Here is a 21,717-nt window from a genome sequence, read left to right on the forward strand (position 1 = left end):
ATTTGGTTCGCTCTAACAATTAGTTTGTACTTAATGGCAAAGTGATTTAATTGGGTTTTTATCTTCAGCATTTCGAGCTTGCAGTAAGCAATAATAGACGCATAAATATGATTGCACTGTGTTATGACGATTCGAGCTGGGGACTTGGTTAAGCTTGCATTTTGCTTAATTGACTTGTGATACTCTTCAATCCGCCAGGGTACACTTCATAAAGACGTTCGGCACTACTTTGCATGTCATTTGAAACAAGATAGAGAATTCCTGTTGAGCCATTTTCGTTTTTGAAAACCTTTTTCAGGAGCCTCACGGGGAGGTCTAGGCCTTTAAGCCAGTATATCCTCTTCAAGTTCTAATGCTCTTACTTGTTGGTACCGCCCGTTTTTGGCATCGTTTTCAGATAAGGCTAATGTTAGGTTAGACTTGATTCCAATGATAAACGACTTTTGAAGGTCTTTATGGATGTGAACCATATTGGCCTTCGAGCCAAACCAGTTGTCAGCTAGCACATAATCAAACATCACCTTATTGGTAATAGCCTGTGCAATCAAGCTTTGAAATAATTGATTCTTGTTCACTGATGATTTTCTTCTGGTTTGTCTGGTTTTAATATCACAATAAGCGATATCTTTTTTAATCACCTTATATCCTATGGATACACTGAAGTCAGCGTAACGAACCATGCAATACAAGATGTTTATCCCTTTGAGTACAGCCCCTTTAGCATGAGAGTAATACCAGCAATTCACTTCATTCTCATCAGAGTAGGGCTTCTCTTCGATGGAATCATCAAGTATCAATACTCCTCCTACTGTTTCTTGTGACCTAACTGGCTTTTTGACATAGTGCCAAAGTGATTTTGAACCAAAATGTTCAAAACGAAGAAATCGTGTTACTTTGTTATGAGCAAATGCTCCATCAACCAAATCAGATAACCCGGTAGCAGTCGCATATTTGTTTTGGAAAATTAAATAATCACAATAAAGATCAAGCATATCCATTGAATTCACTCCCTAAAATTAAGGGCAAAATTCTAATGCTTTTTATTCAAACTGCAAGTTCACGTGCGTAACATGAGTGGTTTATAAAAAATCTCAGAACTATCCGTTAACATTTCACTGGTAAATCGAATTAATTAGGTTAAATGTATTAGTATCTCCCTGTATACCTCACAACACACACAATAACGCCGATAATTATAGCGTCAGTTACTTTATCAATTTTTATATTCCCCCAATTATCATTTTCGGCCCGCAATTCAAATGGATTAAATTCTTTTGATAAGGTTAGTTGTTTATATCTACGCACGATAACCTCATTTTCTTCGTTAAGCTGTGCTGCAACTAAACTTCCTGGATGCAGTTCAGAATTGGGATCAATAATCAAAATATCATTAACTCTTAATTCAGGGTGCATACTCTCATCTTTCATTTTTAGAGCAAATGCATTTTCTCCAAGACGAGTACTAAGCTCAGAAGAAATCGGTATAAAGCTTATTTCATCTGAATTATGTTCGTTCCTAACCCTTTGAATGAATCCTTTAGGATCGCAGGCTTGTTGATGATCGAGCAGTGGAACCAATGACCCTAATCCTGGAATTTTTTTTGGACGTTTCTCATCGGTTAGGCACATCAAATAAGCAGGTGAAATATCTAGTGCTCTAGCAAGTTGTTTTATTTCTTCAGGCCCTGGAGTTCTATCACCTCGCTCCCAATTGCTAATTCTTGATTGTTTAAGATCATCAGTTAACTCCTCAAGGGCCTTTCTAGTTAATCCTTTTGCTATCCGTTCTTCTTGAATTCTTTGACCAATTTTTTCTTTTATATTCATATTAACCAACCCAATTAATCCCATATTGTGAAAATATATATTGACAATGCACCAAATAGTGGTAAATTAAAATAATTATTTACACGAATCGTACGACTCAAGTAGTAGTTAATAGTAAATATACCATATAAAAAAAATAATAACGAATTTGTACACGGATTGAGAGTGAATAGTGGATTTTTTAATTAATGACAAAGAACTTGCTGCTTTATGTGGGATGCCACACCTTCAGCAACTGGCTTACCTAAGAGGGATAAGGCCATATATGGATGTCAAAACAGGATTAGTCGGCATAAAGCGCGGAATCAGCTATCAATCGATAGCAGAGCAACTTTATATTGAGCCGCATCAAGGCATTAAAAGCGGGAGCTATTCACGCATGCAAATACGCCGTGCCTTATCTGCTTTGGGGCGAGCAGGGCTTATTACACCACAATCCGAAGGTTTAAAATTAATTTTAAGATGCGAATTAGCTACAATGGGTTATTCCGTCCAAAATAAACTAGACCTAAACCAGACACAGCAACTAGACCCAGCTAAAAATCAGCAACGCCTTATAAATACTGGCTTATCAAAGACAGACCCACTAAAAGCCGGCATAGATAAATCTCCAAAAGCCGACACACCTCTAAAAGAAGATAATTATTATATTTTTTTATTATCACAATTCGAAAAATTTTGGGATTTGTACCCGCTAAAAAAATCAAAGCAAAAAGCATGGGAAGCATTTCAAGCGCTTAATCTCACACCTGAGTTGCCAATACAAATTTATTCGGCTTTACAACAACAAATCCAGTTTTATCAACAACAGCATAGCCAAGGCCAATGGGTTGCTGCTTGGAAATATCCTGCCAATTGGTTAGCACAACATTGTTGGGAAGATGAAATTCAAAGTGATACGTGTCAGGAGACAAATAATGCAGTCCATGAAACAAATTATAAGAAACAACCCATTAGAGACAGCTTCTGGGAGTCATGTAAATCAGGCATTGAAGAAGAAACCGATGACAACATCATCGACCTTAGCGCCTACCGAGGAAGGTCGCAAGCGCATTGATCGATTATTTTTGAGGTTTGCAGCTATGTACGGACAGGTTTGGCGTAGTCAATTTAAAAGCGATGAGTTTTTAGTTTTTGTTAAAGGTGAATGGCAACAAGGACTATTTACCTATGCGGATAACATTCTTGATATGGCAATTGATTTATGTCGAAAAAATAAGGAACTACCGCCAACCTTACCCCAATTTATTGATTTTTGTAAAAATTGTTCCAAGAGAAGTTCATTTTTTGTACCTGATGCAGCTCCCAAAAACAATAACCCTGAAGTGGCTAAAACCCAATTACTGAAAATGAAACACATTTTAAATATGAAAGTTAACTAAAAAGGAGAAGAAGATGTTGAGTTTAACTAGAAGAGTCGGTGAAAGCATTGTTATTGGAGAAGATATATTTATCACAGTTCTATGTTGTAAAGGGAATCAGGTACGCATTGGGTTTAATGCACCCAATTCAGTAGCCATCCACCGTTATGAAATTTATCAAAAAATTCAATCTGAAAAGCACGATGGTTTGGCTGATCCAACAAAGAAATTTTGCCCATCAATGCAGCAATCAATCCTCAATCACCATTAAAAAGGAGGGATAACATGTCTTTATTAAATCAGTTCAGAAGTAACGTGTTAAGCAGTATTAATGCTCACATTGGAAAGATTTTCATACTTATTTGCTTGCTAATAATGGCTCAAGGAACCTTTGCAGCGGATGCTTTATCCGCTGCAGAAGAAGTAGTTAAGGATACCTACAATGGTTCGATAAAAACCTATCTTTATGTCGGAGAAGCTGTAGCGGCTGTTGTTACCTTGATGTTTACTCGAAATATTAAAACGCTTGGCGGCGTTGGGGCGATGGCTATTTTTCTAAATGTCGTTGCAATGCTAGCAGGGGTTTAAGATGGAAGATCCGAGAAAATACAAAACACCCCAATATCTTAATGAGCCTTATCGATTGATTATTTTTACACTCGATGAGGTCATGGTAGGAGCACTAACTCTCTACGTATTTGGGGCTGTTTGTGGTTTTTTTGTTACCTCATTGATTCTAACCTGTGCGTTTCTATTTCTTATGAAACGCATGAAGGGTAATGAAGGTCCCTATTTTTATATCCACCTTTTTTATTGGTTCTTTTCTCTATCACCTAAGTTACGGGCAACACCACCGTCATGGATTAGAGCGTTTTTGGGGTAACAGATGAAAATAGAACAAAAAAAATCAGAATTAATGAAGGAAAAAAAGATTAGGGTTTTATTCATAGGTATTAGTAGTGTGCTGCTAGCTATGACATTCATGCAATCAATTACCATTGTGGTCTTATTGCATTATGCTCATAGCAAACATGAAACCCATTTCATCCCACCTAAAATATCTCAAGAATTTACACTTTCTGGAACAGGTGTTTCGGAAGGTTATTTAAGAGACATGACCAATTTCTTAACGCAACTTCGTTTTAATATCACTTCAAGTTCAGCCACTTACCAATTTAATGCGCTCTTAGGCTATGTAGCTCCCTCACTGTATGGGGACATCAGGGCGCAATTGGTTAAGGAAGTCGAACAAATTAATCACGAACATTTATCCAGCGTGTTTTATCCATCGACCTTTGAAATTGATATCAAACACTTGAGCGTAAAAGTAATGGGACAGATGAAGCGTTTTGTTGGCGCGGATTTGATGTCTGATGTACGGGAGACTTTTTTGATTAGGTATTCCTATGAGTATGGCCTGTTGAAACTAACGAATCTTGAGAAGGTGTAATCATGAAACAAATGGCAATGATATTCAGCTTAGGCTTATTAATAGCAACAGCAGAAGGTGCTCAAATAAAAACAGTCAGAAATTATGAAGATATTTTCATTAATGCCTCAATTAAAGAACCCAATAATCTTATGTTAGAGGATGATCGCATTCAGCAAATAAAAGCACCTGGCAACACCCTGGTTGATGCATGCAATGGGAAGGCGAATTGCAAATTAATTGATGATACGACGGGTATTCTTACTTTTTTGCCATCGCCTCTATACCACACACGAGCTTTTACTATCAATTTGCTGACTGAAAAAGGTCTTTTTTACAACGTGCGTGTAGAACCAAAGCCCATTGCGTCACAAACAATCGTTTTTAAATCCTACAGAAATCCTGTAATTCGTGCCCGCGCTCCACATACATCAAGTTATGAAAAGGTGATGGTTGGTTTTTTACGAGCGCTTGTTAATGGGTATTTGCCAGAAGGTTTTACCCAAACAATACCCAAAAATCCTTCAGTCTATAAAGCACAAAAAACACAACTAAAACGCTTATTGACAGTTAATGGCAATCGTATGCGGGGTGAAATTTTTGAGTTAAAAAACGTAACCAACCAGCCTATTGATGCCAAGGAATCCTGGTTTAATTGGCCTGGAACCAAAGGGGTGGCGCTTGCTAAAACCCATTTAGCGCCGTTTGAAACTACTCGATTGTACAGGATTAGCTAACATGTCTATTCAACTTAAAAAACAACAACAGATCTTTTTAGGGATTGTTATCGGCGTTATAGTGTTGGTGATTGCGTGCTTTGCCTTATTGGGAAACAAGACAGTTAAATCCAGAGAGGTTGATAAACCCGCTTATAAAAAACACAGCTTAGCCAGCCCGATATCTACTGCCACTAATGAATCCCATTGGATTGAGAAAACACAAAATGCCTGGCGAGCTGAGCTTGCAAAATCAGAGCTCTTTGATAAAAACCTCAAGGCATTAGGTGATGAAAAAGACAAGCAAAGCAAGCTCATTACCTCGCAAAAAGATGAACTATCTGAAATGAAATCCACACTTTCTGAATTAAAGCATCAAATAGTTAAGCTACAAATGGAGCGTACTACCCCAATAGATGGGACATTAAAAAACAATGAGCCTCAAAATGGGTTGTTACCCCGAGCAGATGAAGCGGCAGCGAGCAACTCCATGGAGATGGATTCGGGATTTATTCAATACACAGCCAAGTTAAATAAAAAATCCAAGCCACGAATCAAAACACCCAATAATTATGTCTTCTCCAACACCTTTGCTAAAGCAGTTGTTTTACAAGGTGCAGATGCATCTGCGGGAGTTTTAAGCCAAGCAAATCCCGACATTATGATATTTCAAATTGTCGATGATGGAGTGATGCCGAATAAATACAGGGCACCACTTAAAGGCTGTATGGTAAGTGCTTCTGTAATTGGCGATATTTCCAGTGAGCGAGGAAAGTTTCGTACCGAACGATTAAGTTGCATTCATTCCAATGGCACCAATATCGACATCCAGGTTACAGGCATCATTTCAGATTCTAAAAACGGAATTCGTGGGCGTGCGGTATGGCGTGATGAACCGATGGTGAAAAAAGCTTTTTGGGGGAACTTCTGGGAAAGCATGGGCAATATTGGCCAGCAATATTCCACTGATTACAGCACCTCGCCTCTAGGAAGTGTATCAACCATTCAAGCAGGAAAAATTCCTCTCGCGGCTGTTTCTAGTGGCGGATCGGGCGCTGCAAAAATGTATGCGCAATACAACATCAAGCGTGCTGAAATGTACCACCCGATTATTCAATTGCCTCCAATCGTTACAGTAGATGTAACTTTTCTTAAGGGTTTTTGGCTTGATGGGGGAACGGACACTAATGCCCCTGAACAACCAGAAGAAAGCCAAAATTCCAAAGTAGCTTTTGAAGCCCCTGCCGAGTCTGAGACTGCTGAAGAAAAAGCTGCCAACCAATTTTTCTATAAAAACCACTCTTTCTAAGGATATATAGATCATGAAAATTTTAACTACTTTATTACTGTTGCCCTGTGTTGTTTTGACCGGTTGCGCCAAATTGAATGAGGACTTTGATTGCCCAGCTCCCAATGGAGGAACGTGCAAACGTATGGATCAGGTTTATGACATGGTGAATGGTAAGGGCAAATCCCTGGCTGTAACCCCCAGCCGAAATCCTTTGGTGATGGATGGGCGACCTGGTCAGCCTGTGCGTTATGGAGAAGGGGTGATGCCTCTTTGGATAGCACCTTATGAAGACACTGATGGCAATTATCATCAAGCCAATCGAGTGTACAGCGTTGTTAAGGAAGGACAGTGGATGCAGCAGTCACAATTGGCTTTAAAATAAGGGGAGCCATTATGTTGTCAACTATAAAAAAAGCGCGTCTTGCAGTTAAAAAAACAAGCACTATTTTAAGTCATGCAACAGGCTCGCTATTGGAAACATTGCGAGAAGAGCTTGGCATGACTGATGCGCATCATAAAAAGCAAATCGAAGCGCTGTTGGATACTTATTGCTTAGCACCTTATTTACCTGACGAGGTTTACGATTCAGAAGCTGATATTTATCCTTACAAACAGGCATCTCATATGATGTTTGAATGCTCGACACTGATTGGTGCCAGTGAAGAAACAGTGACTATTCTCACCAGTATATTAACGGATATTTTGCCACCGGAAAGTTGTTTTCATGCTTTGTTTTGGGCATCGCCTAAAATTGGCCACATGATTGATGAAATGGAACATCAACGCAATCAAGGCAGTGAGGTTTTAAAAGCCCTGGCACACCGACGAGCTGAATTTTACCGCAAAGGGGTGTACAGCTCATTAACTAAAGAAAGCAATTTTGTCTTGCGTGATTTTCGTTTATTTTTATGTATTTCAATTCCGCGCAAATCCATAGAAGACGATCGCTTGTTGCTTGGTAGTTTGCGCGAAGACATCAGCAACAATCTAAAGTCAGTCAATATTATTTGTAAAGAACTGTCTATTGAAGAAGTGATTAGCTTAAAGCGGGAGTGGCTCTTTCCAACCGACAGCTTGTATGAAGAAAAAACCAATTACGATACCAATACTGAAATTCGTTTTCAACTGACTGACATTGAAGCGAGTATGCGGGTTAAATCCAATCAAATAGAGATTGAGCGAGAAGAAGATACGAGGGTGATTAAATGCTTGTCCGTTAGGCAATATCCTAAATCCCCTGTGCAATGGCAACTGGGTGATTTATTTGGAAAAATGTTTAATACCTCTTTGCAAATAAGTTGTCCCTTTCTTTTTAGTTTTGCAATACGAATTAAAGATAAAGACAAGGTGATGGCGGCATTAGATGCCAAGTATGCTGATGAAGGGCAAAATGCCAAACAACCTTTTATTGCCAAATGGGTCAAAAATTTTAACAAAAAATACGCAGAAATTGAGGAGTTAAGAGAGCGGCTCAGTGGCGATGATTCTTTGGTTGATTCCTATTATAACGTTTTATTGTTTACAACACCTGCCAATGTCCGTCGCGATGTACGACGTGCCAAGGATGTATTTCGTGGTAACCAATTTGATTTACGCACGCCAACAGGTTTGCAGTTACAAACACTTCTAGCCTCCATGCCCTTTGCACCTGCTGAAGGTATGTTTGATGATTACAAATCATTTGGACGGGTAAGACCTTTAACCAGTTTTAATACGGTTAACTTATTACCTATCCAGGGGGAATGGAAAGGGGCAGGACGATTTGCTCAGGTCTATCCACAAAGACGAGGGCAATTTACCGCTATTTATTTTTTTGACAACGTAGTCAGAAACTATAATGTCGCTATTGTAGCTCCTCCTGGAAAAGGAAAATCCTTTTTAATGAATGACTACATTCAAAGTCTGTTATCCCAGGGGGGCTTTGTTTATATCATTGATGTGGGCGGTTCATACGCTAAATCTTGTGAGATGTTGAACGGACAGCTTATTGATTTTAATCATGACACTGAAATTAGCCTAAACCTCTTTTCTACAATTGATGCACAAGCCAAAAATGATACTGCATTTAAAGACGTTCACAATCAGCTAATACAACTTGTAGGTATGATGGCAAGACCATCAGGTAACGTCAGTGATGAAGAACGAAGTCATATTGAGAAAGCCATTGAGGCGATGTGGCGACAACATCACAATGCTACAACTATTACTCTTATTGCTCATCACTTAGAAAGTAGTAACGATCCTATTTCTCAAAATATTGGGCGCCTGTTGTATAGCTATACTAAAAACGGTCGTTATGGCAGTTATTTTGAACCGCCTTGTTCGCTCGATTTTAAAAGAAATTTAGTCATTTTAGAGTTGGGTGGTCTTGATGGAAATAAGGATTTGCAGCGCATTGTATTGAAAATCTTAATGTATCAAATCACCAATGCGATGTATTACACGCCAAAGCACATTCCCAAAAGCTGCTTGATTGATGAATCCTACGAATTACTTTCAGACAATGGTACGGGTGGCAGTGCTAACTTTGTTAACGAGGGCTATAGGCGTGCGCCTAAATACGGTGGTAATTTTATTACAGTGACTCATGGCTTAGATGATTATGAAAACAATCCAACTGCCAAAATGTGTTACGACAACGCCTATTATAAAATCTTTTTAGGTGCCTCCAAAAGTACGATTGACACTTTAAAAACGAGTAATCAGTTGGATGCTTATGGCGAGCGTTTAATCCGAAGCCTTAAAATAACTAATGAATACTCTGAGTTTTTAATGATGTGTGAAGAGAATTCAACAGTGCATCGTTTGATTGTCGATCCATTTTCACGCGTCTTAAACACTACACGTGGTCCTGAAGTCGAGGCCTTGAAACGATTAATGGCAACAGGTTTGCCATTGGCTGATGCCATTTCCAAAGTTGCCCTGGAGGTGTATGGCTATGTTTAAGACAACTCAAGTATCTCTTTTGACCGCACTCATCACCAGTATCTTAGTTAATGGGATTTTTTTTAGTGCTTTGAGGCGGCCAGATATTGCAACCATTGATATCTTGTCAATCACCTCCCAATTTATCAAAGAGGAAGCGCAAAAAAATCATTCCAACCTTGAGAAAGAAGCAGAAATTAAAGCATTTTCGCATCGTTTGGAATCAGCGTTACAAGACTTGTCCCATTCCAAATCGTTGGTGTTATTACCAAGAGAAGCGGTCATTAAAGGCAGCACTGATTATACAGCCACCCTCATGACGATGATCAAATTGGAGCATAAATCGTGAAAAAGCTTCTGTTGATTATTTGCATGCTCTATCTCCCTTTTGCAGAGGCTAAAGACTATGGTGTCTTTGGCAAAACCTTTGAAATTGCTGAAATAGATTTTTTAGAGTACATCCAGCAAAAAATGAAGGGGATGCAGGTTAATGGGGAATGGAAGACCGTACAATCTGAGTTTAAAAAACGGGTAAAAGAACATGTGGCACGCCCAACACCTATTCGTTTGCCGAGAGCAGAAGACAATAGAACGTGGTTTTTTAATCCATCACTTGCTGTGCCTTACGATGTGAAGGACAGTCACGGCCAAGTGATTGTTAAACAAGGCACTGTAATTAACCCCCTGGATAGAGTGGGCTTGAGTAGCACTCTCCTGTTTTTTGACGGGGATGATGAGGCACAGGTTGCATGGGTTACCCAGGAATTAACGCAGCACCAAAAAGTAAAATTAATCCTCACCTCAGGCTCTGTAAAGGAAGTTGCGAATCAATTAAAGCAAGCTATTTATTTTGATTTAAATGGATTTTTGGTTGCCAAATTTCAAATAAAGTATTTGCCGGCGCGGGTTTTTCAAGCAGGGAAGCGGTTGCAAATTAATGAGGTGACTGTATGAAAGCCTTTTTTATTCTTATTGCTTTTTTAGCTTCTGGGTTGACCCAAGCAGGATCTTGTCATGGTCGTTTTGTAAATCCCATTACTGATGTCTGTTGGTCGTGTTTGTTCCCGTTCAGTTTAGGGCAAGCTAATCTCGTTTCCTCCAATCATTTGCCAGACACTAAAAATCCCAAACTGCCTGTTTGTGAATGCCCAGGAAATCCTATACCGAGATTGGGATTAACAATGGGTTATTGGGAGCCTGTTAACTTAGTGGATGTAACCAGAACCCCATTTTGCTTAGTTAATTTAGGGGGAATTTCTTTAAATTTTGGCAAGTATTACCGCAAAGGTGCGGTGGAAACAGATAGTAATTTATCCAATCAATCATTTTACCACGTGCACTGGTACAAGTTCCCATTGATGTATTGGTTGAATGTGTTAACTGATGGGATTTGTGTTGAAAAAGGAGACTTTGACATTGCTTATCCGAGTGAATTGGATGTGATGTGGAATGACGATGAGCTGGGTTTCGTCATTAATCCTGAGGCGGTATTGTTTGGTAGTTTACCCGCACAAGCGGCTTGCGCTGCTGATTCAAGTACCGCTTTATTGGGCAGTGCCATTGACAAACTCTTTTGGTGCGCAGGAGCTCAGGGAAGCATGTACCCTTTAACGGGGCATGTGCAAGAACATGTTGGCGGGGTTCAGGCATCAGTCTTACTGTCTGAGCGTATGAATTTTAAACTGCACCGCCAGGGACTATTGGAAGACACAGTAGGACTTGACGATTCGACAAGCAGCGCAAAATCCATTTGTCATACTCATTATTCCCCTATTTTGCCCAAATCACGTTACCGCTATCAAATGGTCAATCCTTTACCGACTACTAATGCCTGTTATCCCCTTGGGCGTGCTACGACCCTATGGGAGGCAGGGCACGAATATCCGTTTAAGGGCGAGGATTTTGGGTATCTGATCTGGCGCAAACGCAATTGTTGCGCCTTTTAACGATTAGGAGATGTGATGAAAACAATACGAATGAACACTTCTTTCTTGGTTGCATTATTTTTGTTGTCATTTCCTGCACTTGCAGAAGATGAAGCCTATATTGCGTCTATTGAGGCGAATACAAAAAATCGCGCCAATGCTTTTACAAATGAAATAAAGCAAATCAGTAAGTCTCTTGAGACTTCAGAAAAATCGGGTCAAATTGCAGAATTTACCGGCGAGATGCATCAAGTCATAAAAACACAGGAGCCCATTGTAACCCACTTAAAAAAAGTCAGTCAGGTACTCGTGTTCTTATCGTTTTCAATGCCAGAAAAAAGTCTAAAAGCCTGGCTTTTACAATGTAAAAAAAGTGGAGCAACACCTGTGATTCGGGGACTAATTCATAATTCGTTTAAAGAAACGATGACGGCTATTCAAACGCTCAGTAAAAAAACAGGAATTGGGATGCAGCTTGATCCTATTCTTTTTAAAACCTTTGATATCGCTATGGTTCCTGCAGTGGTTTATGTGAAAGACACCCCTGCTTGTCCTGCCAATATGGATTGCAAACCGGTGAGTTACGACAGTCTTTATGGTGATGTATCGCTGGACTATGCTTTGGAAAAAATGAGGGGAGATGAGCAGTCAGAAGACCCCGTGTTGGATCAAATGATTCTTCGGTTAAGAGGGGAATTAATCTAATGAAAGGCTTCGTTTTAGTTTTTTTAATCCTTTGTTCACAGGTTTTTGCACTTGATTTGAATCAGGCGTATCAAGAAGGCGTTCAGACCGGAACAAGCCATACCAATCAATCCATTGATTTATTAAAAGCACTGGATCTGAGCCAGTTTCCTGGCTATCAAGCCAATCTGCCGCAAGAACATTATTATAGTGGCGTCACGCAGGCAAGCACAGGTCTTGAAGCCGATTCGCAAACTGCCGTGGCTCAGAATGATGCAGGAAAGGCAGTAGGCGAAAGTTTTAATCATCGCCCCTTGTATCAAGTAAATCCTGCCTCGGAATCAATGCAAAAGTTAAATCAAATCGCGGAAAATGGAGATGCGATTATGCATGGTCAAAATACCGATAAAACCACCTGCTCTTTAAAACCCAAAGAATGCCATTACTCATGGCAGGAAAAAACATGCCTGTCTAGCAAGGTATTAGGTGTATTGCATTGTGCAAGACACTTAAGGTTAGATGTTTCCCCCTACAAAACAGAAAGTTACAGTCTATACCTGCGAAAAGGAGGTATGAGGAATACCCCTTTTAAAGTCTCAGTTAATCTGGCACAAGCGGATACCTGCCAACAAGGCAAAACTCCTTGCTATACGATTTATAAGGATTTAGCACCAGCACCAGCGATTCTATTGCCTGCCAATTGCGCCATGGTGAAGGTCAGTTTCCTTGATGAAAAGAAATTAGTGGTTGTTGAGCAAACAGCTACATGCGCCAATCCCACCCTATCATTGTCTGTTGGCAATTGTCGATTCGGTCGCTGCACAGTGCCCTATGTTCACTCCGTTTCGATGACGGTAGAAATTTATGAAAGCAAAGAGTATTGGGACGACCAATGCCAACATTTGCAAAACAAAGAAAAAGAGGGGTTGTGTCATATTACTGAGCCTCTAACATGCACTGAGCCCAATCAAACACGGATTATTGGCGATGTTCCATTGACCCGCCCTTGCTGGAAAGAGAGAGCATCCTACACCTGTGGTGGTAGTCAGGAGCAAAATACGTGCGATAACCTAGTTAATCAAGGATGTGAGCAGACTGCTTCAACTTGTGTGAAAGAAGAAGCAGGACTTTGCACAACCCATCAGCAAACGTATCAATGCCCGATAAACCAATGTACTGACAACCAACTGTTGTGTGGCGAGGATGCTTTTTGTTTGGATGGTAATTGCGCGAAACATGAACTAACCCCAGCCAATGAAGACGATTTTAAAAAAGCAATGTCCACCTTATCCGCCGCCTCGGATGCCTCAAAAGACTTTGATGGCAATGCCAATTTTATTTTCAAAGGTCAATTGCTTGAATGTTCAACAACAATGCTCCATTTTAAAAATTGTTGCAGTGATAAGGGGTGGGGTCTGGATCTTGAGCTGGCACAGTGTAGTGATGCTGAGAAAAAACTGGGAAAAGCTCGAGAAAACAAACTGGTAGTACCTACGGGTGAATATTGTTTTAAACGCAAAAAACTCCCTATTGGCTCGGTCTGTGTCGATCATCACCAGACTTACTGTGTCTTCCAATCTAAATTAGCCCGTATGGTTCAAGTACAAGGAAGACGTGATCAGTTACATATTGGTTTTGGCCAAAATAAATATTCAAATTGCTCGGGTATTACGCCTGAGCAATTGCAATTAATTCACTTCGAAGCCATTGATTTTTCAGAATTTTATGAGGAGGTAAAAAATAAACAAAAACAACCGGATTACCAACAGACTGCCAATGGAATAAGCCAGCGCCTTAATCAATTTTACAATCAAGGAGACATCAATGGCTAGATGGTTTTTTGTTTTGTTGGTTAGCGTGAGTCCTTTTTTGTACGCCGAGCAGCCTTATCTTAATGAGCATGAGGAAGGTTGGTATTGGCATAAGGATCCCAAAGAGGAAGTCAAGAATAAACCACAAACCGAGTCAGTGGCACCTTCACATGTAAGTAAACCTGCCGATCCTGATAAAACATGGAAATTGATTGGTAATAGAGTGCAACAGGCTCGCGCACAAGCTATTTTAAATCCAACTCCTGAAAATATTGCTCGTGCAAGACGATTACAACGATTGATTGTGGCACAGGCTAATCTGTTTTCTGAGAAATGGATGCTCGATCTGCTAATAAACCCCGATCAGGATGAAAGTCTTATTAATCCGAGCAGTAGTGCAGCACGTGATATCTACAACCAGCAAAACAGCATGCAAAAGGAAAAGGCGATTACTCAAATTAGTCAAACATCTGGTTTGTTGTATTTCTATGAAGGTGGTGAACCATTTAGCGAGCGCATGGCCCAAGTAGTGAGTGATTTTGCGAACAGTTATCACATGACTGTTATTCCAATTGCCATGACCAATCGCATCTCCCCGATGTTACCTAACTCACGAGTTGATTCCGGTCAGGCAACTCAGATGGGTGTTAAACACATTCCTGCGGTTTTTGCTCTTAATCCAGTATCTAAAAAAACCATGCCAGTTGCTTATGGCTTAGTCAGCCAGTCGGAATTGAAGGAAAACATTTTAATGGCAAGCAACGCTTTTCAATCGGGAGATTACAATGCGCAATAAATTAGCTATTTTTCTAATATTAGGAACGTTATTTTCATCAAGCCTATACGCCGATATTGATAATGCACCGCTTCATGCCCTTGCCAAACATCAAGGATTTTTCTTTTTTTTCAGTTCGAGTTGTCCTCATTGTCAACGCTTTGCACCCACGCTCAAACGCTTGAGTCAACACTATGGCTTTAGCGTAGTTGCTATTTCTGTTGATGGAGGCTTTTTACCATCCTTTCCTGATGCGGTGATGAATGAAGGACAAACGAAGGTATTTCAAGTCAGTGTTTATCCTTCTCTTTTTTTGATTAACCCAAAGAGCCAAGTGGCGAGTCTTGTTACTGAAGGCACTATTGATGAAGGCGAACTAACCAATCGGTTACTAAAAATTAGCCAGATACATGACAAAGAGGTGCCTTTATGAAAAAAATTCTTCTGTCTTGTGGGTTAATCGGTGCACTTGGCATCGGACAAGTGTACAGCAAATCAATAGGTGAGGATTTAACTGGTTATTTTAAAGCTCTTAATATGGGCGCGAATGTAACAGAGCCGCATGCTTACCAAGCGCAGCGTGCTGGTTTTTATACTGGCGGTAATTTATACGCTAGAAGCAGCGTACGTAATCTGCAAATCATGCGTTTGAGCTGGCCTAAAGTGTCCGCAGGCTGTGGCGGCATAGATGCCACGTTAGGTGGGTTTTCTCACATCAAAGGTAAAGAATTTGTCGATTTTACCAAGAATATATTGAACAACTCACAAGGTCTTGCCTTCCAATTGGCCCTAGAGCAAGCAACTCCTCTTTTAGGTAATGTGGCAACCAAATTACAAAACGTGGCTACCTGGGTGAACCAAACCAATATCAGCTCGTGCGCAACCGCGGAAAGTGCCGTACTGGGTTTAGCCCCACGCACCCGTATTGCACAACAACATGCCTGCCAATCCATCGGTCAATCCAAAAATCTCTTTTCAGACTGGGCCGAGGCACGACAAGGCTGTGGTAAAGGCTCCAGTAATTATGATTACGACAGAGTGATTAATGAAAACAGCAGCAATGAGCAGGTAGTTGATAATACCAATGTGGCGTGGAATGCGTTAAAGAAAAACGGCTTATTTGCAGATGATATCGAATTAGCTCAACTCATGATGACCTTATCAGGCACCTTAATTCTGACTCGCGATGCAGAAGGGGTGCATGTCCAACGCCTGTCTTCCTTAGTAAGTAATAACAATTTAATCAGCGCTCTTTTACGCGGTGGCGAGGTAAAAATCTATCAATGTGATGAAAAGGTCAAATGCTTACAACCCACCTTAACCAGTAAAAACATTGATATCAGTCATGGTCTTGAATCAAAAGTTCGTGATCTGATTTTGGATATGGCAAGCAAGATTAAAGACAATGTGGAGCAAAGTGAGGCCGCTAAAGGATTAATTGAGTCCACACAATATCCGGTGATGAAAATGGTCAGCGTTCAAATGGCCTTTATGAAGGACAGTGCAGTGATTGACACTACACGTTACTCAGAAGCCATTGCCATCGATATTTTATTTCAATATTTGAATGAAAACCTGCAACTCGTTAAACAAGCAGCAGGAGCTCTGCAATATCCAGAAGCAATAATGAAAGAGTTTCAAACTGATCTCACCCAGGCTCGTCGCGACTTGGTTCAAATGGAAGGTAGCGCGCATCAGCGAATGAGCATGGCGATGCAGATGATTCAAGAAACTCAAACCATCGAGCAAATGCTTGTAGGCGAATTTTCATCAGAGCTCACTCAGTCTTTGAGTTGGGCTAATCAAATGAGGTGAGTGAAATGGCTGTTACGATGCAAATTTATACGATTACCGGTGGTGAGTTACTTAAGGCGTTTTATAACGCCACCGCAGCTATGTTTCACTATGATGGAATACTTGGGATTTTTAGAACAGCACTGATTATTGGTGGGGTTTGGACTGTTGGCCAATTTATTGTAAAACGTGATGTGCGCAGTATGTTCTTCTTTATTTTAAAATATGCTTTTGTTATTTCATTTATTCTAACACCTACCTGCAATTTGCAAATCCACGATAGAACTGATCCTCTGCGACCAGATTTAACGGTTGATAACGTGCCCTTAGTTTTGGGTGTTGTAGGAGGATTAAGCAGTCAGCTAAGTGATAAAATAACCCGGCTTTTTGAATTCTTCTTTCATTCACCTAACGATATGGATTACAGCCAAACAGGCATGATCATGGGTGCGAAGCTCTTTTTATCAGCAAGTAATATAAAAATAACCGATCCGTTGTTTAATGCAAACATGCAAAAGTTCATGCAGCAATGCGTGTTCTATGATGTGATGTATGGACGATATGGCTTAAAAGACATTAATCAAGCAAGAGATATTTGGGAATTGGTTAAATCCAATGCCTCTGTTGCTCGTGGGTTTATTTACGATGGTTCATTTAAATCGTGTATGGAAGCCGCTAGTTTATTAGACAGTGCCTGGAGTGGCGTGATTGAAGATGCCAAATCTAAGTATGCAGGTTTTGCTTTTGGCAATCATTCAGATGCCCTAGCTAATTTCGAAAAATACTTACCTCAAGCTTATAATCATTTAACCGCCATGTCAGGTGATGCCGCAGCACTTATTCGGCAAAATATGATGGCCAACGCCATTCGCGATGGCGTGTTTTCTATGGGCGCACGTGTGAATTCAAAAGCGGCCATAGACAGTTTTTCAGCCAGTCGAGCACAGGATAAAATACCCGCGGCACTCAGCAACATTGGACTAATGTCCGCCTATTGGTTGCCCATGTTGCAAAGTCTTTTATTTTGCATTGTTATAGGGTGTTTTATTTTTGTCTTGTTTTTTTTCCCCTTTCCCTCCGGCATTTCTTTTTTTCAATTTTACGCAACACTGTATGTCTGGCTTGCCCTATGGGCACCGATGTTTACTGTTATTAACTACATCATGACTATTTTGGCGCAGTTTTCATTGTCCTTTGTGTCAACAGGGGCGACTACTTTGGCCTACCAAACAGGCATGAATCAAGTCTATGAAAATATGGCTGCCTTGGGAGGCTACTTAGTCTTGGCGACAACCACATTGAGTTATATGTTAATCAGTCGACACGTGGGTAGTTTTGTATCACTCACGCAACAACCAACAGGTATTGTTCAAAATGCCGCCTCCTCTGCGGCAGAAGAAGCACAAATGGGAAATTACAGCTACGGAAATACCAGTTTTGCTAATCATAATGGGTTTAATAGCAGTTCTTTTCATAACGATCAAAACGCCAGAATATCATTGGGTGGTATTGAAACAAGCCTTGATAGTGGTTCAATTGCGCGAATATCGCGTGATGGCAGTGAAACACTGACGATGGCAACTGCGACCTCGCATACCCCGCTTAATATTCAATTAGGAGAAAGCACGCGATCTGCATTTTCTGAATTATCCGACAGTGCTAAAAGTGCTGGGTTCAATAAATCAATTGCTTCATCAGAGCACTATGCGGCATCACTCAGAAGCCTGGCAGAGCTTGGTGAAACGCAATCACATGGGGAACAAAGTGGGCAGGGACACCAAATATCCACTTCAGCAGGCTTTAATGCGGCGGCATCAAAAATATCCAATCTCATTGATACCTTTGCTCACGATCATAATATTTCTCGGGATGACGCGACTAAAGTTTTAAGTGCTGCCAGTATTAATTTAGGAGGATCGTTTGGTTTTGGAACCGGTTCTGCAGTACCTGGGGCAAAGGGTAATATTGAGATTGGGGGAAATGTGCGTCATGAACGGGACAAATCAGAATCCCATCAAGACGCACGCTTGATGAATGAAGCGCGGCGCTTTAGTGAGGAACACCATTTTACAGATGTGGTGAATGAGGCAAGACAAGCCACCAAGGACGATCATTTCCGCACTTCTGATGATTTTAGTGGACGCTTGGCTAATAACTTTTCAGCAGGCTTTGATAAATCTATGCAGTATCGAGATGAAGCTGTGGCGAGTTTTTCCGAATCAGAGAGTTATCACCGACAAGCAACTACTTCCAGCGAACAAACAGCATCTATTAATCTTGATGCTCAAACAGGATTTATTGATTGGTTATCACATCATCGTGCACCTAATAGTCAGGGCACTATTGGGTTGCAACAGGCAGAATGGCTAATTCGTCACGATCCTGAATTAGCTCAGTCTTATGCAAGACAATTTGTTGGTGAAAAAACCGCGCAATCAATCAGCCAATTTCAAAAAAATCATCCTATTAACGAAAGTCAAGTGCACCAAAAAAATGAAGGATTTAAAAGTCGTATTGCAGGTAGTGCGGGGGTTGATCATGCCCTTGGGGATTATACCAATACGTTCAATGACCGAGCAAAGAACATCAATGCAGGAAGCGTCAATAAAGATTCGGTTAGTGCAGTTGATAAGGATTTTGCACGCGCCAAGTCAGAGATGTCCAAGAATGTTGAGGGCATAGTGCAAGACGGGTCGCAAGTCATGCAGGATGTCATCGTTGCCCAGGCAAACAAGGACGTAAAATGATGCTTACCAGGATCGGGTTCCATAAGGGTTTCCAGAGGTATCCATACCACTGCTTCCTGACATCGGCCGACCTGAGCTTGGGTTTATGCTCACAGAAGAGCCGTAGTGGTTTGAACGATGGTAATTGGGCGACTCATGTGAGGAAAACGGCTGGTTTAGTGATGAACCACCGTAGGATCCAAAAGAAAATGCAAAGCCTAGATCTGAGAGCATCAAATCAAAGCCAAAAGAGGCACCAAGCCCAAAAGCCGCTAAAGGTGACACAAGGAATAAGAGCCAATCGGTGCAGTAAAAAAATAAGGAGTCTTTGTTACTTGGGAAATCACCAAAACAAAGAAATAGTAACACCACAATTAAAAGAACAAGAGAACCGATTCCCATTGATGCCAAACGCAGTTTTTTTCTTTGTTCAGGGGACAATTCATCAAGTGAGCTTATCATCACTTGCCCTTTATAGTTCTTCTCCATTGGATTTTCTCCTTTTTATTCATTGTAGCCTGATTTTCACTTTTTTTATATCGATTCGGAGTCAATGATGGCGGTAAATCCTACAAAATTATTTATTCGCGGCGGTCAAATCTTTTTGCACAATGTCCGCATGTTCACACAGGTAGGTAAGAAAGTAAGCCTTGCTATGCTGATAGTTTTTTTTATTTTCTCAGTCATCGCTTTTTATTTTAATACCAGTGCGTATCAACGTTATATTGGCCAGCAATGGGTTAAAGCCCAGGCAATGACTTTAATACAGAGCAAAGCCAAGCAAGTGGTTCGCATGCCAACGGGTGAATCTTATCCAGTGTATTCAGCGCAAATTGTAAAAGCTCCCATGGTCATCGGCATTGTTAATCAATTAAAACAAGCTCTACTTAAGAGCATGATAGAGGCACTATTTGCCTCTGTCATGATGTTAATTGTCATGGTTAAGTGGTTGCAAAAAAGAGGGGAAAATCAAAGTAAAGCTAAGATCATTCGCGGCAGTGAGTTAGTTGATGAAAACACGTTACAAAAGTGCATCAAAAAGACAAGCAGGATTTCTCCTTATCGGATTGGTGGTGTATCTCTGCCCTTTGGTTCTGAAACCCAGCATATACAAATAGTCGGAACCACCGGATCTGGTAAAACTGTTGCTATTCGTGATCTATTGACGACAATACAAGCTAGGGGTGAGCGCGCGATTATTTATGATAAAGGAGGAACTTATTTATCCCGTTTTTATCGTGAACATCAAGATGTAATTTTAAATCCCTTAGATACGAGAGGCCATTCCTGGAATGTCTGGGCAGAATGCGAAGACAAAGCAGATCTTGAAGCACTTGCTGAGGCCATCATGCCGATGCCCATCAATAACACCATGGATCCCTTTTGGATTAAAGCCGCGCGTATGATTTTCGTCTCGACTGCCAATGAGCTAAAAAATGATCCTAAACGCTCCAATCTGATGTTATTGCAATATTTGCTCACAGCAGACTTAGGTCGAATTCATCATTTACTGCGTCATACTGAATCAGAATCTCTGGTATCCGATAAAGTACAAAAGACTGCTTTAAATGTGAAAACCGTAATGGCTACTTATTTAAAATCCTTACTGTATTTGAAAGATGATGGGGACATCTTTTCGATTCGCGACTGGATTTTGAATGAGCAGAATAATTCCTGTTTGTTTGTCAGTTCTGATGGGCGCAAACACCCAACCATCAGACCACTAATTTCGGCCTGGATTAATACTGCTACCAAAGAACTCTTAAGTTTAGCGCCTGATGATAACCGCCGTGTTTGGTTTATTTTGGATGAGCTGGCTACCTTGCATGCCTTACCTTTTTTAGCCGCAGTTAAATCAGAAAGTCGCAAATTTGGTGGTTGCTTCTTATTAGGTCATCACGGTGCATCCCAGTTGCGTACCATTTATGGTAACGATGGTGCCGCGTCCCTTTCAAATCTGTGTTCGACTCGATTGTTCCTACGCTTACCCGAACATACTGATGCGGAGCACGCCTCCCGCAATATTGGTACATACGAAATTGAAGAGGTGAATGAGTCCATCAGTTATGGGGCAAACACCATGCGTGATGGGATTTCAGTTTCTCGTCAAACTAAAGAAAAACAATTGGTTTTACCAACCCAAATTCAGGTAATCAATGATCTACAAGGATATTTGCGCGTCAAAGGGGAATTTCCTGCGGCAAAAATAAAGCTTAATTACGTTGATTATCCTCTCATTCATGAAGAATTTATTGCACGAGACATTGATCCTGATCCACTTCGTCAAAAAGTAGAGCAATTGGTGGACACCTACAGCGATCCCATCCTTGCCGCATCCCATGATGATGCTTTAGAGGCTGCAACTTCAACAAAAAAAGATATCACAAAACCAATTGCAAGAGAAAAAAAGCTTGAGGAAGAAAAAGAGCTTGTTGAGTTTTTATAAGAACAAA

23 protein-coding genes are annotated in these 21,717 nt (G+C 40.6%); 20 read left to right on the forward strand and 3 right to left on the reverse strand.

Annotated elements, in window-relative coordinates; genetic code table 11:
- Positions 1-323 precede the first annotated feature (323 nt).
- Together OQI99_RS02000 and OQI99_RS02005 are read right to left on the reverse strand one after the other, a co-directional pair.
- Positions 324-998, reverse strand: a complete 675-nt coding sequence (locus OQI99_RS02000; RefSeq protein ID WP_016356978.1) for a transposase — start codon at positions 996-998, stop codon at positions 324-326.
- Between the two features lie 148 nt (positions 999-1,146).
- Positions 1,147-1,827 carry a helix-turn-helix domain-containing protein gene (locus OQI99_RS02005; RefSeq protein WP_015444237.1) on the reverse strand — a complete coding sequence of 227 codons (681 nt, stop codon included), beginning with the start codon at positions 1,825-1,827 and terminating at the stop codon, positions 1,147-1,149.
- Between the two features lie 172 nt (positions 1,828-1,999).
- On the opposite strand from OQI99_RS02005, the gene OQI99_RS02010 reads away from it, so the two are divergent.
- Genes OQI99_RS02010 through OQI99_RS02100 form a run of 19 tightly spaced genes read left to right on the forward strand, consistent with a single transcriptional unit; the run spans position 2,000 to position 19,285 of the window.
- Positions 2,000-2,884: a hypothetical protein gene (locus OQI99_RS02010; protein WP_010947808.1), complete on the forward strand. Its 885-nt coding sequence runs from the start codon at positions 2,000-2,002 to the stop codon at positions 2,882-2,884.
- A gap of 25 nt (positions 2,885-2,909) precedes the next feature.
- Positions 2,910-3,209 carry a hypothetical protein gene (locus OQI99_RS02015; RefSeq protein ID WP_015444239.1) on the forward strand — a complete coding sequence of 100 codons (300 nt, stop codon included), beginning with the start codon at positions 2,910-2,912 and terminating at the stop codon, positions 3,207-3,209.
- 13 nt (positions 3,210-3,222) lie between these two features.
- Positions 3,223-3,459, forward strand: a complete 237-nt coding sequence (csrA, locus tag OQI99_RS02020; protein ID WP_010947807.1) for a carbon storage regulator CsrA — start codon at positions 3,223-3,225, stop codon at positions 3,457-3,459.
- A 14-nt stretch (positions 3,460-3,473) separates the two neighbouring features.
- Positions 3,474-3,776 (forward strand): fimbrial protein, encoded by a 303-nt coding sequence (locus OQI99_RS02025; RefSeq protein WP_010947806.1) that lies wholly within the window; start codon positions 3,474-3,476, stop codon positions 3,774-3,776.
- 1 nt (position 3,777) lies between these two features.
- Positions 3,778-4,071, forward strand: a complete 294-nt coding sequence (traL, locus tag OQI99_RS02030; RefSeq protein WP_010947805.1) for a type IV conjugative transfer system protein TraL — start codon at positions 3,778-3,780, stop codon at positions 4,069-4,071.
- 3 nt (positions 4,072-4,074) lie between these two features.
- Positions 4,075-4,638: a type IV conjugative transfer system protein TraE gene (traE, locus tag OQI99_RS02035; RefSeq protein WP_010947804.1), complete on the forward strand. Its 564-nt coding sequence runs from the start codon at positions 4,075-4,077 to the stop codon at positions 4,636-4,638.
- A 2-nt stretch (positions 4,639-4,640) separates the two neighbouring features.
- Positions 4,641-5,354, forward strand: a complete 714-nt coding sequence (traK, locus tag OQI99_RS02040; RefSeq protein ID WP_010947803.1) for a type-F conjugative transfer system secretin TraK — start codon at positions 4,641-4,643, stop codon at positions 5,352-5,354.
- A gap of 1 nt (position 5,355) precedes the next feature.
- Positions 5,356-6,642 carry a TraB/VirB10 family protein gene (locus tag OQI99_RS02045; protein ID WP_015444240.1) on the forward strand — a complete coding sequence of 429 codons (1,287 nt, stop codon included), beginning with the start codon at positions 5,356-5,358 and terminating at the stop codon, positions 6,640-6,642.
- A gap of 13 nt (positions 6,643-6,655) precedes the next feature.
- Positions 6,656-7,006 carry a type IV conjugative transfer system lipoprotein TraV gene (traV, locus tag OQI99_RS02050; RefSeq protein WP_010947801.1) on the forward strand — a complete coding sequence of 117 codons (351 nt, stop codon included), beginning with the start codon at positions 6,656-6,658 and terminating at the stop codon, positions 7,004-7,006.
- 11 nt (positions 7,007-7,017) lie between these two features.
- Positions 7,018-9,570, forward strand: a complete 2,553-nt coding sequence (gene traC, locus OQI99_RS02055; RefSeq protein WP_015444241.1) for a type IV secretion system protein TraC — start codon at positions 7,018-7,020, stop codon at positions 9,568-9,570.
- Positions 9,563-9,898 carry a TrbI F-type domain-containing protein gene (locus OQI99_RS02060; protein ID WP_015444242.1) on the forward strand — a complete coding sequence of 112 codons (336 nt, stop codon included), beginning with the start codon at positions 9,563-9,565 and terminating at the stop codon, positions 9,896-9,898. The genes traC and OQI99_RS02060 overlap by 8 nt, the downstream gene beginning before the upstream one ends.
- The gene (traW, locus tag OQI99_RS02065) at positions 9,895-10,503 is read left to right on the forward strand and encodes a type-F conjugative transfer system protein TraW (RefSeq protein ID WP_010947799.1); all 609 of its coding nucleotides are present in this window, start codon (positions 9,895-9,897) and stop codon (positions 10,501-10,503) included. The genes OQI99_RS02060 and traW overlap by 4 nt, the downstream gene beginning before the upstream one ends.
- Positions 10,500-11,495 carry a conjugal transfer pilus assembly protein TraU gene (gene traU, locus OQI99_RS02070; RefSeq protein ID WP_010947798.1) on the forward strand — a complete coding sequence of 332 codons (996 nt, stop codon included), beginning with the start codon at positions 10,500-10,502 and terminating at the stop codon, positions 11,493-11,495. Before traW ends, traU begins: the two co-directional genes overlap by 4 nt.
- A 15-nt stretch (positions 11,496-11,510) precedes the next feature.
- Positions 11,511-12,179, forward strand: coding sequence for a type-F conjugative transfer system pilin assembly protein TrbC (trbC, locus tag OQI99_RS02075; protein WP_015444243.1), 669 nt, complete (start codon positions 11,511-11,513; stop codon positions 12,177-12,179).
- Complete coding sequence (gene traN, locus OQI99_RS02080) at positions 12,179-13,990, forward strand: type-F conjugative transfer system mating-pair stabilization protein TraN (protein ID WP_010947796.1); 1,812 nt, start codon at positions 12,179-12,181, stop codon at positions 13,988-13,990. The genes trbC and traN overlap by 1 nt, the downstream gene beginning before the upstream one ends.
- Positions 13,983-14,765, forward strand: coding sequence for a type-F conjugative transfer system pilin assembly protein TraF (gene traF, locus OQI99_RS02085; RefSeq protein ID WP_010947795.1), 783 nt, complete (start codon positions 13,983-13,985; stop codon positions 14,763-14,765). The genes traN and traF overlap by 8 nt, the downstream gene beginning before the upstream one ends.
- Positions 14,755-15,177 carry a type-F conjugative transfer system pilin assembly thiol-disulfide isomerase TrbB gene (gene trbB, locus OQI99_RS02090; protein WP_010947794.1) on the forward strand — a complete coding sequence of 141 codons (423 nt, stop codon included), beginning with the start codon at positions 14,755-14,757 and terminating at the stop codon, positions 15,175-15,177. The genes traF and trbB overlap by 11 nt, the downstream gene beginning before the upstream one ends.
- A complete protein-coding gene (locus OQI99_RS02095; RefSeq protein ID WP_010947793.1) occupies positions 15,174-16,559 on the forward strand; it encodes a conjugal transfer protein TraH in 1,386 nt (461 codons plus the stop codon). The genes trbB and OQI99_RS02095 overlap by 4 nt, the downstream gene beginning before the upstream one ends.
- A 5-nt stretch (positions 16,560-16,564) precedes the next feature.
- Positions 16,565-19,285, forward strand: coding sequence for a conjugal transfer protein TraG N-terminal domain-containing protein (locus OQI99_RS02100; protein ID WP_015444244.1), 2,721 nt, complete (start codon positions 16,565-16,567; stop codon positions 19,283-19,285).
- A 3-nt stretch (positions 19,286-19,288) separates the two neighbouring features.
- On the opposite strand, the gene OQI99_RS02105 is transcribed toward OQI99_RS02100, so the two are convergent.
- Positions 19,289-19,753: a hypothetical protein gene (locus tag OQI99_RS02105; RefSeq protein WP_021437030.1), complete on the reverse strand. Its 465-nt coding sequence runs from the start codon at positions 19,751-19,753 to the stop codon at positions 19,289-19,291.
- A gap of 67 nt (positions 19,754-19,820) precedes the next feature.
- Between OQI99_RS02105 and traD the strand changes: the two genes are divergently transcribed.
- A complete protein-coding gene (gene traD / locus OQI99_RS02110; protein ID WP_015444246.1) occupies positions 19,821-21,710 on the forward strand; it encodes a type IV conjugative transfer system coupling protein TraD in 1,890 nt (629 codons plus the stop codon).
- Positions 21,711-21,717 lie beyond the last annotated feature (7 nt).

It is taken from the genome of Legionella sp. PATHC039, from assembly GCF_026191275.1.
Taxonomy (GTDB): domain Bacteria; phylum Pseudomonadota; class Gammaproteobacteria; order Legionellales; family Legionellaceae; genus Legionella; species Legionella pneumophila.

Excerpts from the sequence above, each read along its gene's own strand:
- traF (WP_010947795.1), top strand. The coding sequence starts at position 13,983 with ATGGCTAGATGGTTTTTTGTTTTGTTGGTTAGCGTGAGTCCTTTTTTG.
- OQI99_RS02000 (WP_016356978.1), bottom strand. The coding sequence starts at position 998 with ATGGATATGCTTGATCTTTATTGTGATTATTTAATTTTCCAAAACAAA.
- OQI99_RS02045 (WP_015444240.1), top strand. The coding sequence starts at position 5,356 with ATGTCTATTCAACTTAAAAAACAACAACAGATCTTTTTAGGGATTGTT.
- traV (WP_010947801.1), top strand. The coding sequence starts at position 6,656 with ATGAAAATTTTAACTACTTTATTACTGTTGCCCTGTGTTGTTTTGACC.
- traU (WP_010947798.1), top strand. The coding sequence starts at position 10,500 with ATGAAAGCCTTTTTTATTCTTATTGCTTTTTTAGCTTCTGGGTTGACC.
- traC (WP_015444241.1), top strand. The coding sequence starts at position 7,018 with ATGTTGTCAACTATAAAAAAAGCGCGTCTTGCAGTTAAAAAAACAAGC.
- traL (WP_010947805.1), top strand. The coding sequence starts at position 3,778 with ATGGAAGATCCGAGAAAATACAAAACACCCCAATATCTTAATGAGCCT.
- traD (WP_015444246.1), top strand. The coding sequence starts at position 19,821 with ATGGCGGTAAATCCTACAAAATTATTTATTCGCGGCGGTCAAATCTTT.
- OQI99_RS02015 (WP_015444239.1), top strand. The coding sequence starts at position 2,910 with ATGTACGGACAGGTTTGGCGTAGTCAATTTAAAAGCGATGAGTTTTTA.
- trbB (WP_010947794.1), top strand. The coding sequence starts at position 14,755 with ATGCGCAATAAATTAGCTATTTTTCTAATATTAGGAACGTTATTTTCA.
- OQI99_RS02095 (WP_010947793.1), top strand. The coding sequence starts at position 15,174 with ATGAAAAAAATTCTTCTGTCTTGTGGGTTAATCGGTGCACTTGGCATC.
- csrA (WP_010947807.1), top strand. The coding sequence starts at position 3,223 with ATGTTGAGTTTAACTAGAAGAGTCGGTGAAAGCATTGTTATTGGAGAA.
- traK (WP_010947803.1), top strand. The coding sequence starts at position 4,641 with ATGAAACAAATGGCAATGATATTCAGCTTAGGCTTATTAATAGCAACA.
- OQI99_RS02100 (WP_015444244.1), top strand. The coding sequence starts at position 16,565 with ATGGCTGTTACGATGCAAATTTATACGATTACCGGTGGTGAGTTACTT.
- OQI99_RS02105 (WP_021437030.1), bottom strand. The coding sequence starts at position 19,753 with ATGGAGAAGAACTATAAAGGGCAAGTGATGATAAGCTCACTTGATGAA.
- OQI99_RS02025 (WP_010947806.1), top strand. The coding sequence starts at position 3,474 with ATGTCTTTATTAAATCAGTTCAGAAGTAACGTGTTAAGCAGTATTAAT.
- OQI99_RS02005 (WP_015444237.1), bottom strand. The coding sequence starts at position 1,827 with ATGAATATAAAAGAAAAAATTGGTCAAAGAATTCAAGAAGAACGGATA.
- traN (WP_010947796.1), top strand. The coding sequence starts at position 12,179 with ATGAAAGGCTTCGTTTTAGTTTTTTTAATCCTTTGTTCACAGGTTTTT.
- trbC (WP_015444243.1), top strand. The coding sequence starts at position 11,511 with ATGAAAACAATACGAATGAACACTTCTTTCTTGGTTGCATTATTTTTG.
- traE (WP_010947804.1), top strand. The coding sequence starts at position 4,075 with ATGAAAATAGAACAAAAAAAATCAGAATTAATGAAGGAAAAAAAGATT.
- OQI99_RS02060 (WP_015444242.1), top strand. The coding sequence starts at position 9,563 with ATGTTTAAGACAACTCAAGTATCTCTTTTGACCGCACTCATCACCAGT.